15 protein-coding genes are annotated in these 13908 nt (G+C 65.9%); 4 read left to right on the forward strand and 11 right to left on the reverse strand.

All coding sequences use genetic code 11. The features are described 5' to 3' along the window. Positions 1–205 precede the first annotated feature (205 nt). Together ABD743_RS18925 and ABD743_RS18930 are read left to right on the forward strand one after the other, a co-directional pair. Positions 206–661 (forward strand): DUF5709 domain-containing protein, encoded by a 456-nt coding sequence (locus ABD743_RS18925; protein ID WP_344723594.1) that lies wholly within the window; start codon positions 206–208, stop codon positions 659–661. Positions 662–833: 172 nt separating this feature from the next. Next, positions 834–2492, forward strand: a complete 1659-nt coding sequence (locus ABD743_RS18930; RefSeq protein ID WP_344723429.1) for a RecQ family ATP-dependent DNA helicase — start codon at positions 834–836, stop codon at positions 2490–2492. A 17-nt stretch (positions 2493–2509) separates the two neighbouring features. Here ABD743_RS18930 and ABD743_RS18935 read toward each other — a convergent pair whose 3' ends face one another. The 10 genes from ABD743_RS18935 to ABD743_RS18980 all read right to left on the reverse strand — a co-directional run bounded on the left by ABD743_RS18935 (position 2510) and on the right by ABD743_RS18980 (position 11082). Next, entirely contained in the window at positions 2510–3298 is a 789-nt protein-coding gene (locus ABD743_RS18935) for an oxidoreductase (protein WP_344723430.1), read from the reverse strand. A gap of 63 nt (positions 3299–3361) precedes the next feature. Then, on the reverse strand, positions 3362–4318 hold the full coding sequence (locus ABD743_RS18940; RefSeq protein WP_344723431.1) for a DUF5996 family protein: 957 nt from the start codon (positions 4316–4318) through the stop codon (positions 3362–3364). A 172-nt stretch (positions 4319–4490) separates the two neighbouring features. Continuing rightward, positions 4491–5393, reverse strand: coding sequence for an HpcH/HpaI aldolase/citrate lyase family protein (locus tag ABD743_RS18945; RefSeq protein ID WP_344723432.1), 903 nt, complete (start codon positions 5391–5393; stop codon positions 4491–4493). A gap of 248 nt (positions 5394–5641) precedes the next feature. Further along, complete coding sequence (locus tag ABD743_RS18950) at positions 5642–6796, reverse strand: alkaline phosphatase family protein (RefSeq protein ID WP_344723433.1); 1155 nt, start codon at positions 6794–6796, stop codon at positions 5642–5644. An 11-nt stretch (positions 6797–6807) separates the two neighbouring features. Next, positions 6808–7500, reverse strand: coding sequence for an HAD family hydrolase (locus ABD743_RS18955; RefSeq protein ID WP_344723434.1), 693 nt, complete (start codon positions 7498–7500; stop codon positions 6808–6810). Between the two features lie 60 nt (positions 7501–7560). Further along, entirely contained in the window at positions 7561–8238 is a 678-nt protein-coding gene (locus ABD743_RS18960; protein ID WP_344723435.1) for a DNA-3-methyladenine glycosylase family protein, read from the reverse strand. Continuing rightward, complete coding sequence (locus ABD743_RS18965; RefSeq protein ID WP_344723436.1) at positions 8235–9179, reverse strand: LysR family transcriptional regulator; 945 nt, start codon at positions 9177–9179, stop codon at positions 8235–8237. The genes ABD743_RS18960 and ABD743_RS18965 overlap by 4 nt, the downstream gene beginning before the upstream one ends. Before the next feature lie 441 nt (positions 9180–9620). Further along, complete coding sequence (locus ABD743_RS18970; protein ID WP_344723437.1) at positions 9621–10250, reverse strand: TetR/AcrR family transcriptional regulator; 630 nt, start codon at positions 10248–10250, stop codon at positions 9621–9623. A gap of 87 nt (positions 10251–10337) precedes the next feature. Continuing rightward, positions 10338–10637, reverse strand: coding sequence for a hypothetical protein (locus tag ABD743_RS18975; protein WP_344723438.1), 300 nt, complete (start codon positions 10635–10637; stop codon positions 10338–10340). A gap of 100 nt (positions 10638–10737) precedes the next feature. After that, complete coding sequence (locus ABD743_RS18980) at positions 10738–11082, reverse strand: helix-turn-helix domain-containing protein (protein WP_344723439.1); 345 nt, start codon at positions 11080–11082, stop codon at positions 10738–10740. A gap of 345 nt (positions 11083–11427) precedes the next feature. Between ABD743_RS18980 and ABD743_RS18985 the strand changes: the two genes are divergently transcribed. Beyond that, on the forward strand, positions 11428–11928 hold the full coding sequence (locus tag ABD743_RS18985) for a Dps family protein (protein ID WP_344723440.1): 501 nt from the start codon (positions 11428–11430) through the stop codon (positions 11926–11928). Positions 11929–11937: 9 nt separating this feature from the next. Here the strand turns inward: ABD743_RS18985 and ABD743_RS18990 are convergent, their stop codons facing one another. Further along, entirely contained in the window at positions 11938–12669 is a 732-nt protein-coding gene (locus tag ABD743_RS18990) for a PIG-L deacetylase family protein (RefSeq protein WP_344723441.1), read from the reverse strand. A 359-nt stretch (positions 12670–13028) separates the two neighbouring features. Here ABD743_RS18990 and ABD743_RS18995 point away from each other — a divergent pair, with 359 nt between their 5' ends. Continuing rightward, complete coding sequence (locus tag ABD743_RS18995) at positions 13029–13904, forward strand: LLM class flavin-dependent oxidoreductase (RefSeq protein WP_344723442.1); 876 nt, start codon at positions 13029–13031, stop codon at positions 13902–13904. Positions 13905–13908: the final 4 nt, after the last annotated feature.

The raw sequence follows: 13908 nt of genomic DNA on the forward strand, positions 1-13908 counted from the left end.
GGCATGACGAATTCGACAAAATGCGAGAATGCGACATAGAGGGCTCACGGTGCTGATCCCGTCAATCATTGCTGAGGGTGGCCGTCCGGATGGCGTCGGTGACGACGATTCCCGGTCCACGGGTGGGCATGTAGATTTCGGCTGCCGACGAGGACATGCCCGTCGAGGGGCCGAGGCGTTGATCGGCAGAATCAGCCGGAAAGACATGGGAACTGGTCCGGCCGGGCCGCCACCAAGGGAGGATGACGTGGACCCTGACGAGGTTGACGACGACGTGTTCGAGCAGCTCGACGAGCTGGACACCCTGGATTCCGGGGGACCTGATGATCCGCTGGACGAGGGAGTGTCGCCGCCCGAGCGCCCATGGGCGGTGGATGAATGGGGAACCACGCCGCGGGAGGAAGCGGAGGGGGAGAGCCTGGACCGCCTGCTGGCTCGCGAACTGCCTGATTCCGGGAGCGAGGAAGAGTGGGACAACCTCGGCGATGTCTCCGACACCGACGGAGAGCTGAGGGATGACGAGGTCGGCGATGCACGAGCCGGCCGGCTCGTCGCTGACGGCGATATCGACGGCGAGCTGGACGCGCAAGACGTCGGAGTGGACGGCGCGGGAGCGTCTGCCGAGGAGGCTGCTGTGCACCTCACCGACCCCAACGCGTAAGGCGTTCTCGGGGGTTCGAGCTCGATCACACCCGACCGATTCCCGTCTTTCTTTCCCTTGATCCGGATTGATGGAGATCTGATCGTCGAAAGCGATAGGATCGATCGTGGAAATGCGTGATCGTCAATGCAGGTCACAGCGTCACGGGCTACTTCCTGGGTATCGTCGACGTATGTCCGGCCCCAGCCTTACGCCTGCCGCGGTGGCGAGCGCGCTGTTCGACTTCAGCTTGCGGCCTTCCCAGAATCAGGCGGTCGGTGCGGTCGTTGCGGGCCGTGACACGCTGGCCGTGCTGCCGACAGGCAGCGGAAAGAGCGCCATCTACCAGGTAGCAGGCCTCTCTCTCGGCGGCCTCACGCTGGTGATCTCGCCGCTGATCGCCTTGCAGCGGGACCAGATCAGGTCGATCGCCGGACGCCCCTACGGAGCGCAGCGGCCTATCGAAGCCGAGTTGCTGAACTCCTCTCAGAGGGCGCACGAGCGTCAGGACACCCTTACGCGTCTGGCCAGGGGCGACCTCGACTTTCTCTTCATCGGACCTGAGCAACTCACGAACCCCGAGACGCGCGATGCGGTACGTGCCGGCGCACGCGACGTCGGGCTGTTCGTCGTCGACGAGGCGCATCTCGTCAGCGAGTGGGGCCAGGAGTTCAGGCCGGAGTACCTGAGGCTGGTCGACGCGATCGCCGAACTCGGCCGACCGACGATCCTCGCATTGACGGCGACAGCGTCCCCGCCCGTGCAGGCGGACATCACGCGCCGCCTGGGAATGCAGTCCCCGGAAGTAATAGTCGCCGATTTCGACCGACCGAACATATCGCTCGCCATGCGGCAGACCCAGCCGAGCAAGCCGGAGGCCCGCGCTGTCGACGATCGTTGTGTCGACGTGGTGATCCAGCAAGAGACTCCTGCCCTGGTCTACGCGCTCACTCACGCACGATGCGAGTCGCTCGCCGACCGGCTGCGGCTCGACGACTTCCGAACTGCTCCCTACCACGCCGGTCTGGCTGCCGGCGCCAGAGCGGACGTCCAGGACAGATTCTTCTCGGGGCGGCTGGATGTCGTGGTCGCCACCAGCGCCTTCGGCCTGGGAATAGACAAGCCCGATATTCGGACCGTGGTGCATGCGGGCGTCCCTTCAAGCATCGACGACTATTACCAGGAGATCGGGCGAGCCGGCCGCGACGGAGAGCCGGCTGCTGCGGTCCTGGTGCACGACCCGCGGACCATCCGAATACCTCGAAGCCTCGCAGCGCGCACGCACCTGGGCGAAGAAACACTTCATCGGGTCGTGGATGCAATCGAGAACGCCGGCGGGAAAGTTGCGGTTGCGGACCTGGTCGAGTCTTCCGAGGTGCATGCACACGCTGTCGACCGTGTGGTCAACGAACTGAGTGAGCTGGGGTTCGTCAGCCTTGCCGGGTCTGGTCACCAGCGCGTTGTCGAGCCTGAGCAGGATCTACCACGTCCCGTCGATCTGACCGACCAACTGGTGGCGCTGGATCAACGGCGGCAAGCCGTGCTGTCCAGCCGTCTCAACGCCGCCCGAGAGTACGCGGAGAGTACGCGATGCCGTCGGGCGGAACTTCTCGCATATTTCGGCGAGAGCTACGCCCCACCCTGCGAGAACTGCGACAATGATCAGTTCTCAAAACCGGCGGCGCCTTCCCGTCCGGCGGTCACCGGTGGGATTCCGGTGCGCCATCGGCTCTGGGGAGAGGGGCAGATGCTGAGCCGGGATGACCACGAGCTTCTGGTCTACTTCGATAGTGTCGGGTACAAACACCTGACCGCGTCAACGCTGTCATCCGGGATCCTGCATCGGCGGTGAGTGAGCCGCACGTAGGCTTACCGCATCGTGTTGATCATTCCACTGTCGATGGTCATGTCCGCGCCGGTGATGTTCGCTGCATGGTCACTGGTCAGAAACATCACCAGATCAGCGACTTCTTGGGGGGTGCTGAACCGCCCGAGGGGCGTGGCGGCGACGGCGGAGGCCGCGATCGCTTCCGGTGACTCGCCGCTCGTGCTCGACAGCGTGGTGGCTATGCCATCGGGCCCGAGCCACAGGTCGGTTGTCACCGGGCCGGGGCTCACCGAGTTGACCCGGATTCCTCGTGGTCCCAGCTCTTTCGAGAGGCCCTTCGCGAAGTTCGTCATGGCGGCCTTGGTAGCGGAGTAGTCCAGCACCATCGGATCGGGCAGGAACGCATTCACCGAGCTCACCATCACGATCACGCCGCTGCCTTGTTCCACCATCGGCGGTACAGCCGCCCGGGTCGTGCGTACGGTCGCCATGAGTCCCAGCGTCAGCGTCAGGTCCCAGTCGTCGTCGGTGATGCTGGTGAACCCGCCTGGGCGGGGAGTCGCCACCCCGACATTGTTGATCAAGATGTCCGGCCCACCGCGCTCGACCGCAGCCGCTACGAGTGCGGCGGGCGCGGCAGGGTCGGTCAGATCTACCGCCACGAACGTCGCTGTACCGGCGTCGATCAGTTCCTTGAGTTCTGCTGTCTGAGTGCGCGCTCCTGCGATCACGTGCGCGCCGGCGTCCGCCAGGGTCTGGGTGATTGCCAGGCCGATGCCTTTGCTGGCCCCTGTCACAACGGCCGTCTTGCCGTCAACGTGCATGTCCATCGCTCAGCACTCCCTCTCCGTCGCTGTGTGTTTCGGTGGTGGGACAGGAAAACCATCGCTTCGTCATGTACTTCGCTCCAGCGATGATCGCTGCCATCCGGCGTGCTCTGCCGCGGCCACATAAGTGGATTGCAGGAAATCGAGGAGCAGGTTATCCGGGTCGGCGCTTTCTCGGATCCGTTCGTAGGGGAGGACGAACTCGCCGAGCTCGTGGCTGTAGTAGGCGCCGTCGGTGACCGGAGCGTCGCGGAACCCGTCGGGTTCGGGGTAGATGTAGGAGTAGAAGAGGCCTTGGTCGCCGTCCGGCCAGTAGCCGCAGCTGCTTACCTCGTACGAATAGGCCTCCAGCATGACGTGTGGACCGAGGTGGGGTGCGCTACTGGGGTGCGGAGGTGCGGGGCGACCGGAGAAGCGGGAGGTCGCCAGGTCGAGCGCGCCCCACCACAGGTGGACCGGACTTGCCTTCCCCAGGAACCGGCTGCGGAACTCGTGCATGACCCGGTCGGTCTGGACCAGTGTTCGCCAGTAACGCTGCACGTGATCGCGATCGTAGGAGGCGTGCGTATCGTCCTTGTCGAACGGGATGGCGTTCTCGATCTCGACCGGCATGGGCCAGATTCGGGTGGCGAGGCCGAGGTCATTCAGATGGTTCAGAACTCGCTTGTAGAAGTCGGCGACGGTTCGCGGCTCGAGGGACAGCGATCGCAATTGACCGTCGGACGTCGTGATCTGCAACTGGTGGGTGTGGAAGTCGAAGTCGATTTGGAAGTTGCGGCCGCTGTCGTGCGGGATCAATGAGGTGGTCAGCCCGCGCGAGGTGACGTAGAGCGGAACGTTCCACCAGTGGTTGATCAAAGGTGAGTTCGCGAGCCGGATCTTTCCGATGATCTGGGCCCAGAGGTGCAGCGTGTCTCGGGTCGGTTGCCATTGCGCAACCGGCAGTATGGGCCATTCGGCGGTGTCGTCCAGGCGTTCTGTAACCGGATGAGTGCTCGCGGGCACCGGATCCCGCGGTGTCACGATAACCACCTCGATTCGCGATGCATGTCACCGACGCTCGAAGCTACTCGGCGCCCGCGCCCATGGATACCGTGGCGAGATCCAATGACCGGAGTCCTTGACGACCATTCCCGTGACATTCGTTGCGCACTTGCGCACCTGCGTGGGCACGAAGCAGGCGCCGCATCCTCGGTCAGGGCCGGACTTCGTCGCGACGAGGGCACGTCCGTAGCGGACGTACGACCGAGCCCTCGGGGCGAGCTTCCGTGGGATCGAAGAGGGCGGCTCGAGCCACGAGGTACCGGGCAGCATCGATGTGCCACCAATCGACGATCTCGCCGTCGACGCGCACCGCCGAAGCGGGTGAGGCACGGCTGGCGGCGAGCACCCGGCGTGCCCACGCGAGCATGTTCTGGGCCGGCGCGAACGCCGAGTTGGTCATGCGGACCTGCTGGGGGTGAAGGCACAGCTTGCCGGTGAAGCCGAGACCGGCCGAGTGCCTCAGGTCCTCACCGAGCCGGACCATGTCGTCCGGGTCGACGGTCGGGCCGTCGATCGGGCCGGGCAGCCCGGCCGCGCGGCTGGCAATCACCAGGCGCGAACGTGCATAGAGCAAAGCGGCCGCCTCGCCCATGATCCCCAGTTCGCGTTCGAGATCCGTCGATCCGAACGCCAGTCGCAGAGTGCCATATGCAGCAGCGATAGCCCGTGCGTTCTCGATGCCTGCGGACGTCTCCACCAGCGCCACGATCATCACGCCAGCGCGCAGTTGCGCTTTGACGTCTCGAACCTGTTCCGCCGACTCGGTTCTGGGTAGCACGATTCCGCGCAGACCCGAACTGCGGGCGACCGCGCGGACGTCACCGCGACAGAGATCCGTACCCGGTCCGTTCACCTGCACCCACGCGCTACCTCCCGTGGACAGGTGCTCTGCGACCGCACTACGAGCAAGGTCCACGCTCTCGGGCGCGACGGTGTACGACAGGTCGAGAACCAACGCGTCCGCCTCGGCGCCCTCAGTCGTGCTGAACTCGTGCGGACGGTCACCGGGAACGAGCAACCACGTACGAGCGTCGACTCCTCCAATTCTGTTCAACGATGAACCCCTCTCATATCCTCCCCTTCTCCTGGATGGCCGATCCGAGCGGAACCGGGCTCATGCCCTCACCTCGTAACGACCGTAGATAAGGGAACGTTCGGGGTCAATATGTTCGCTTCTCTCCATTAATCGTCAAACGGCTTGAAACTGAACGTGTGCCACGATGAATTCAACGGGACATGTTCGTCGGCATCGCGCCACTGGGACGAGCGAGCGCGCGCCCATGTGATGCTCGATGATCCGGTTCAGGCCTTCTGGAACACAAGCAGCGGAACGAGCTGTTCGTGCGGAGTGAGTGACCCGTGTTGCCCGATGAATCGACTGAGCCGTGCCTCGGTTCGCGAACGAGTCATGGCGAGGGTTCCCTGCGCCGCAGCGACGAGGTCGCCTATGCGCGGACGAACGCGGTCGTCGACCTGGGGCCCGAACCATCCCGCCGTGATGGCGTCGTCCCTGCGCAGGATCCACGCTCGGTCACCGAGGAGACTCTGCCAAGCGTCGAACACGTCGTCGGTTGCGCCCGATTCCGTGTAGACGTGTCGAGCGCGTGCCTCGCCGCCCAGCATCCGAACCCCGTCCTGTAGCAGCGGTTCGTCGTCCAGGTCGACACGATCGTCAGCCCCGATTTCCACCATGCCGTGGTCGGCCGTGATCACGAGCATTGCCCCGTGGGGGAGTCCGTCGGCGATCCTTGCCGCGAGTTGATCCACATACGCCAGTTGGTGGCGCCACGGGTCGCTGCTCGGTCCGTAGACGTGGCCGAGCACATCAAGGTCGCCGTGGTAGGCGTAGCAGAAGGCGCGGTCGTGAGCGCGCAGTGCCTCCAGCGTTCTGCTGGTGAGGTCGCCCAGTGTGTGTGCGCTGACGAACCGGCCACCTCGCAGGACCGCACGACTGAGGCCGCTGCCGTTCTGGTCACGCGGAGCGACGATGCTGACGGCGACGCCGGCCTGGGCCGCCCGTTCGAACGCGGTGCGGTGAGGTTGGAACTCCTCCGGAACGATGCGCGAGCGCAGGTCCACCGGGCGGCCGTCGGCATGAAGATGCCATCCCAGAGCATTGAGCATCACATTGTCGGCAGCGGCGAAGGAATAGCCGACGAAGCCGTTCTCGCCGGGTGGCAGGCCGGTGCCGAGCGCGGCGATGCTGGTCGCGGTCGTCGCGGGAAAGCCTGCGGTGATGGGTTCACGCTCGGAGGCCAGCGACGACAGGAACGGCGCCTCGGCCTCGCGGGAGCGCAGCGACTTCCATCCCAGCCCGTCGACCAGAAGCAGACACACCCTGCGCGCCCCGGGGAGCCCGAGGGCGGCTGTCATGTCCGGCACGCCGAGGCCCGCCAGAATCGACGGAACGACGTTCGCGAGTGCGGCGGCACCGTACTGCGGTACCAGGGGTTTCATCGTCCACGACCTCAGTGCCGGGCGGGTCGTGCAGGCGTTGTGGCAGCCGTGACAACGAGTTGCGGGGAGATCTCGGCCAGTGAGGGGACGACGACACCGGCGAGCGCGAGAGCGTTGTCGTCCGGCGGAAAGGCCACGTTCGGCACGGCGATGACGCCCAGCCCGGCCGCCGCCGCGGACCGAAGTCCGTTGCTCGAGTCCTCCACCGCCACGGCATGCGCCGCGGACACGCCGAGCCGCCGAACTGCCTCCTGGTAGACGGCAGGGGAGGGCTTGCCCGCCTCGACCTCCTCGGTGGAGACGGTGGCCCGAAAGGAGCTGCTGAAATTCGCCGACCCGAGCACAGCGTCGATCAATCGCCGCGGAGAGGAGGACGCGAGACCGAGCGGCCACCGGCTGCCCAGCCGCCGCACGGCCTCGCCCGCGCCGGGAAGCAGGGGCGGCCTTGAGCCGTAACGGGCAGCCATGCGGTCGATGACGGTGGTCGCGACCTCTTCGGGCCGCCCCGGGACGCCCACCGTCTCGGTCAGATATGCGGACCATTCCGCCGTGCTCATTCCCTGCATCGCACGGGTCGCGTCTGCAGGCCACGGCCGTCCGGCCTCGTCCGCCACCGCGCGGCGCACCTCGTCCCACAGCTCCTCGGAGTCGACGAGCACGCCATCGAGGTCGAAGACCACTGCCTCAACGATGCCGCCTGACATCGGACCTCCTCGGTCATCCTGTGTTCCGCCGGCCCTCACCGTGCCGGACGCGGCCACCAGTCAGTACACCTGGACTTGTGGCGTGGTGTGCGCGATCTGCCAGAGGTACATGCACGCGAGCGTTCGGTAGGGGCGCCACGGCTCCGCGATTTCTTCCAGTTCGGCAGGGCGTGGCCGCTCCGGTAGCCCGTACTCGTGCTGGACGCAGCGGCGTATCTCGAGGTCGCCGACGGCTAGTACGTCCGGGCGGTGCAGGTGGAACATCAGGAAGATGTGGGCGGTCCACGTGCCGATGCCCTTCACCGCCACGAGCTGTGTGACCACCGCATCGTCGGGCAACTCGTGCAACTGCTCGAGGTCGAGCTCGCCGGAGACGATGTGCTCGGCGAGCGAGTGGAGGGATATCGTCTTCGCCCTGGAGAGGCCGGCGGTGAGGCGCAGCTCCTCGGGGTCGTCGTCGAGGATTTCCTGCGGTGTCGGCGGGCGGCCGCCGAAGCGTTCGTTCAGTCTCCGGTAGATCGCGGTCGACGCGATGATGGAGATGTTCTGGCTGACGATCGCGCGTATGAGCATGCTGTAGTGGTCGGTCGGGATGTTCGGATCGCGCGGCGCCGTTGGATCGGGCGGCAGTGTCAGCCTGGTGCCGCCGTTCTCGCGCACGACCCTGTCGATGATTGCGCCCAGTACGGGGTCGGCGCGGCGCAAGTGGTTCTCGGGAGTCGTCGCGCTCCGCGTCATTCGTCTGATGGTACGCCTGCGCTCCTCGGAATCCGAGGTCGATCAGACGATTCGTCGGTGAGCAGGCGAATGAAGGCGTCCGCCGCTGCGGAGCGGCCGTTCTTCTTGGTATATGCGCCAAGGGTGACACTCAGCTCGGCTCCATCCAGGTGAAGCACACTGATATCCGGCCGGTCGGAACCGACCTGTGTTTTGATGAATGCGTGCGGCACGATCGCGACGCCGCCATGCTCTGCGACGTACTGCACGATTTCTCCCTCCAGGCCGAGCTCCAACTCGATGGTCCGATCGACCTTCGCCTTGTGGAATGCATCGTCCACTCTTCTCCGAAGGACGCTGCCGGCCCGAGGCTCGATGAACGATCCTGATTCGGCGAGTTCGGCCAGGCTCGCGTGACTTCGCTCGGCCAGTGGGTGGGACGTCGAGACCACTGCCACGAGCCTTTCCTTGGGCGCCAGCTCGTGGAAGGTGATCCCCTCGGGGTACTGTGGCAGTTGCTCGCATATTCCGACGTCGAGACAGTCTCCGGCAACTGCGCGGATGCTTTCGAAAGCGGTTGCGCACCGCACGGAGATGTGGATCCCGGGATGGGAGTTGTGAAACTGACCGATGAAGCGAACGCAGTCCAACATGCGAGTTGCAGCAGGGCTGGTGCCGATCCGTAGCCGGCCTCTGCGGAGCCCCGTCAAGGACTCGACGTCGTGCTTGATAGCGGTCACCTGATCGATGATCATCCGTGCTCGGGCCAGCAGGATGAGCCCTCGTTCGGTAATTCGCACACTTCGCGTCGTGCGCTCGAACAGTCGCGTCCCGAGTTCCTCTTCGAGCCGTGCAATCTGGTAACTCAGCACTGATTGGGTGACGTCACACCGCCTGGCTGCGCTGGTGAAGCTGGAAGTTTCGGCGAGTGCAATCACGTACTCCAGTTGCTTGAGCTGCAACTCATTCGCTCCGATTCACATACGAGTCAATAAGGTGAAGCCGATCGATGTGTGGACTGCAATGATTGTTCATCGAAGGCGGATCATCTGCGTTCGGTTCTCCTGGCGAGGCCTCGGGCTCAGCCGGGCATCGATGAGTCATGGAGTCGAACGGCGGGACCCGAGTGCGGCGGCCCGGCAAGCGCCGAGGCGTGCCATCAATACGGGTCCGTCCCTGCTGGGTGTGACGCACAGTGCCTTGACTGCCCATGTACTCTCGCAAATCACCTACGGTAGGAACTCTGACTCGCTTGGATATGAAGTCAAGAGTACATGGCTTTCTATCGCCCGCCTGAAGGCAACTCATCGATCGTTGCGATTAATCGAACGGGCGTGCAGAATGTTTGCGCTCGCGGCGTCGGCGATCGGGGTTGTCGGCTACTCGGTGTACATGAATGATCCTTAAATGCCTGTATTGCTGCCGTTCGCGGCAGTTGAGTGGGCGAGTGCGTCCATTGCCGTCGCCGCGATCGCCTCGAGAGCGTCGCGAGCGGCGCCTCCCTGTGCGGCGACGCGGATCCCGGCGATCACGGTGTTGACGTACAGGGCCAGGGTGCCCGGGTCGCGACGGGAGGCGATGTCGCCGTCGCGTTGCCCGGCCGTGATCACCGCTCGCATCGCCTCGAGGCGGCGCTCCACGTCGAGCTCCAGCGTCCTGGCCGCCACAGGGTCCCGCCCCGCCAGTTCGACCGTCATGTTGACCGTCAAGCAACCGAGACCGCGCCCGTCGCGTCGGTTTTCCTGCTCGGCCTCGATGATCATGGCGAACAAGGCATGGATGCGTTCCATGGCCGACAGTCGCCGGTCGTTCAGGATGGCCAGGTGAGCGCCGGTGGTCGTCTCGATGTAGCGGGCGAGGGCTCGCTCGAAGAGGTCGTGCTTGCTGGCGAAGGTGTTGTAGATGCTGCTGCGGCCGAGACCGGTCGCTTCGCACAGCTCCCTCGTGGTTGTGGCCTCGTAGCCGTTGGCCCAGAACGTTCGCATCGCAGCGTCGACGGCGCGGTCCTCGTCGAATGTCCTGGGGCGGGGCACGGCTCGACGGTAGCATGTTTTGGGACGAGCGATCCAATATCAGCCGTGCCGCCACGGTGGTGCCTGCGTCGCCAGAGTTCGGTGTGGTTACCGGCTCAGGCGTGCCCGCCGCAGGCTGGCGGTCGCCCACCCGAATGCGCCGATGCAGCCCAGCGTGATCACCCCGAAGATGATGCCGAGCACGGTCTCACCCTCGAGAAAGAAGATCACGGTGACGAGGGTGCACAGCACAAACGCAATGGTGGCGATCCCCGCATGTAGCCGCAGCGCGCTCTGCCCGTCCGGTGTGCGCGCGTCGGCCGCGGGTCCACCGGCACCGGGCACCGACTGGGTGGAGAAATGCAGGTGCTCCCACTTCGCCATGGGTGCGGGTACCCGGGTTGTCACCCCGGCACACGAAGGACGTTGACGAGGGAAGGGGCCCTGAGCTGCGCGGAGAGGTGGCTGGGATCGGAGCGGTCGATTCGGCCGTGAGACAGCGGGCGGTTCAGCGCGTCCGTGGCGGCCCGGTGCCGGCTGTTGCGTCGCGCCTCTGCGCGGAGCGGAATCGTTGCTGGTAGGCGCTCGGTGACACTCCGAGTCGTGTCACGAACGCGCGACGTAACGTCTCGGGGCACCCGTAGCCGACCCGTTCGGCGGCCTCGGCAACCGTGAAACCCGACTCCAGCGCGGCCTTGGCGCCGTCGAAGTGCACCGACTCGACGTACGTGGTGGGCGTCGTGCCGAGCTCTTCGTGGAACAGGCGGGTGAGGTGACGCGGGCTGATCGCGGCGAGCGCCGCGAGCTTCGGGGTGGAGTGGTCGCCTGCCGGTGGCACCTGCGGCGCGAGCACGCTTGACGTAGAGCAGATTTTACGGGAAAGGCGTAGCCGATGACCGAAACGATCACGAGGATCGACATTCCGGATACGTGGCCGGCGTGCGGGGTCACCGAACCCTGACGAGCGGTTATCCGAGCTGTTCTCCGTCGGTGCGATGTACCATGGCGACAGCCCGACCGAGCACTACCGGCGCATCGACACAGCGCTTCGAGGTCGACGGCGCCGACTTGGCTCAGGGACTTCCTGTTCGACCACGGCCCCAGTGCCGACGAGTCGCATCAGATCGGAATGTGAGCCGCCATCTGGTTCACGCACCAGGAAATGATTCGGAAGAAAGGTCATGCCACGATGACTGCAATGACCCCGTCACGCACCGACTCCCGGCGGCAGACCGGCGTTGCCGACCGCTTCGTTGCCCCGGCGCGGCTGGCGAACAACCTCCAGGTCGTGCTGGTCGACTTGATCGAACTGCATCTGCAGGGAAAGCAGGCGCACTGGAACGTCGTCGGTACGAACTTCCGTGACCTGCACCTGCAGCTCGACGAGCTGGTTGACATCGCCCGGGAAGCCAGCGACACCATCGCAGAGCGGCTGCGGGCCCTGCAGGTGAGCCCTGATGGGCGTTCCGACACCGTGACCGCCTCCACCAGCCTGCCGGCCTTTCCTGCCGGCGAACAGAACACCGCCACGGTGGTCGACCTGATCACCGACCGCATCGCCGCCGCGACCGCGACCATGCGGACCGTTCACGACGATGTCGATGCGGACGACCCGTCCAGTGCCGACCTGCTCCACGCGATCATCGATGACCTGGAGAAGTACGCCTGGATGATCAGCGCGGAGAATCACAGCGCCTGATGCGGTTGATCAGTCGGACGTGATGACTTCCATGGCGACGCCATAGCGGGTGTCGATGCTTGCGCCAACCGGACGAGCCAGGGCTGCCAGAAACTCTTCCGGGTCGCTCATGGCGTCCGAACCGCCAAGGCCCCGCAGGTACTCGGAGTGGGCCCGTAGCGAGGAGACCCCGGCATCGAACGTCTCGGTGACGTCCACGGCGTGTGTTGCGACCGGACTCCAGGGGACCAGGATCTGCGAGGCGCGCCAGGGTGCGAGTCCCTCGTCGGCGAGTTCACGGAACACCCACCTGTTGGCCGCGTCCCGCACGCCGTCGATCACCGCCCGGCCGAGCGCGATGTGGTCGGCCTGGTTGTAGACGCCGGGGCTCCAGGTCTCATGATGGTTGCCGGTGATCACGGCGTCCGGTTTGTGCCGCCGCACCACCCTGGCGACGTCCCGGCGGAGGTCGAGTCCGTACTCCAGCACACCGTCGGGGTAACCGAGGAACTCCACGGTGTCCACGCCGACCAGTGCCGCGCCTGCGCGTTCCTCCGCCTCCCGCAACGGACCGCAGCGTTCCGGCTCGATCCCGTCGATCCCTGCCTCGCCGCTCGTCGCGAGGCAGTACACGACCTGCTTGCCCTGCGCTGTCCATCGCGCCACCGCGGCGGCTGTGCCGTACTCGAGGTCGTCCGGGTGCGCGACGATGGCCAGCACGCGGGAGAAGGACTCATCCAGTAGCTGGAGAGGTTTGTCCATCACCGATCACCTCGGCTTGTCGACGGCACGCCGATCAATGTCTGTCGTTTGCGGCCGCGAAGGCGGGCCGACTCGCTCTCGTCCACGGTCGAACCCTCCGTCGCTGGCATGGATCATGGACGCTATCGGCAAATGCTGCCGGTTGAGAAGTTCGTCAGCCCTGGCAGAGCCTCCGGGACGGCTACAGCGCGGGGAACCCGACCGGCGCGCTCTTCCTGGCGTTCGTGATCATGGCAGTGGCCACGAGGCGTGCACCGGTCGGCGTTGCGGCTGATCGACGGGCTGTGGCCCGACGCAGCACGGAGCCGGCCGGTGCCGGAGGAATGGAGTACGACGGTGCCTGAGCGCGAGGCGTGGACATGAGGGCCGGGATCGTCATCCTTCCCGAGTACCGGTGGGCGGACGCGAAGCGCCGCTGGTGTGCGGCCGAGGAGTACGGGTTCGACCACGCGTGGACCTTCGATCACCTGGGCTGGCGCTCGCTGGTGGACGGCCCGTGGTTCGGCGCGGTGCCGACGCTCACCGCCGCCGCGGCGGTGACCACACGGATCCGGCTCGGCACACTCGTCGCATCACCGAACATCCGCCACCCCGTTCCGTTCGCGCGGGAGCTGACGGCGTTGGACGACATCTCCGACGGACGGTTCATCCTCGGCGTGGGCTCGGGGAGTGACGGCGACTACGACTCGCGGGTCTTCGGCGTCCACGAGCGCCTGTCCGGAAGGACTCGTCGGTTCGCTGAGTTCGTCGAGCTCCTGGATGCGCTGCTGACCACCGACAAGGTCAGCTGGAAGGGCGAGTTCTACGAGGCGTGGGAGGCGCGCAGGGCGCCCGGTTGCGTTCAGCAGCCTCGGCTGCCGTTCGTGGTGGCTGCCGACGGGCCGAGGGCGATGGCGGTGGCCGCCCGGTTCGGGCAAGGGTGGATCACCATGGGCACCCGAGCCGCCCCCGGCCTTGACGAGTGGTGGAGCTCCGTCGCGGCGGCAGCCCATCGGTTCGACGACGTTCTGGCCGAGGAGGGCAGGGATCGGGGAGAGGTCCCGCGCTTCCTGCAGTTCGACTCGGCACCGGTGTACGCGCTGTCCTCCGTCGAGTGCTACCGGGACTTCCTCGCCCGGGCGGACGAGCTCGGCTTCACCGACGTCGTGGCGCCCTGGCCGCGGATGGATGGTGTCTTCGCCGGTCGCGAGGAGGTCCTGGAGGACATCGCCGCGCAGGTTCTCCCCGACCTGTGATCGG

It is taken from the genome of Pseudonocardia yunnanensis, assembly GCF_039534065.1.
Taxonomy (GTDB): domain Bacteria; phylum Actinomycetota; class Actinomycetes; order Mycobacteriales; family Pseudonocardiaceae; genus Pseudonocardia; species Pseudonocardia yunnanensis.

What these genes read in the sequence shown, in the direction of transcription:
- ABD743_RS18925 (WP_344723594.1), top strand. Translation starts at nt 206, where the DNA reads ATGGGAACTGGTCCGGCCGGGCCGCCACCAAGGGAGGATGACGTGGAC.
- ABD743_RS18930 (WP_344723429.1), top strand. Translation starts at nt 834, where the DNA reads ATGTCCGGCCCCAGCCTTACGCCTGCCGCGGTGGCGAGCGCGCTGTTC.
- ABD743_RS18935 (WP_344723430.1), bottom strand. Translation starts at nt 3,298, where the DNA reads ATGGACATGCACGTTGACGGCAAGACGGCCGTTGTGACAGGGGCCAGC.
- ABD743_RS18950 (WP_344723433.1), bottom strand. Translation starts at nt 6,796, where the DNA reads ATGAAACCCCTGGTACCGCAGTACGGTGCCGCCGCACTCGCGAACGTC.
- ABD743_RS18955 (WP_344723434.1), bottom strand. Translation starts at nt 7,500, where the DNA reads ATGTCAGGCGGCATCGTTGAGGCAGTGGTCTTCGACCTCGATGGCGTG.
- ABD743_RS18960 (WP_344723435.1), bottom strand. Translation starts at nt 8,238, where the DNA reads ATGACGCGGAGCGCGACGACTCCCGAGAACCACTTGCGCCGCGCCGAC.
- ABD743_RS18985 (WP_344723440.1), top strand. Translation starts at nt 11,428, where the DNA reads ATGACCCCGTCACGCACCGACTCCCGGCGGCAGACCGGCGTTGCCGAC.
- ABD743_RS18990 (WP_344723441.1), bottom strand. Translation starts at nt 12,669, where the DNA reads ATGGACAAACCTCTCCAGCTACTGGATGAGTCCTTCTCCCGCGTGCTG.
- ABD743_RS18995 (WP_344723442.1), top strand. Translation starts at nt 13,029, where the DNA reads ATGAGGGCCGGGATCGTCATCCTTCCCGAGTACCGGTGGGCGGACGCG.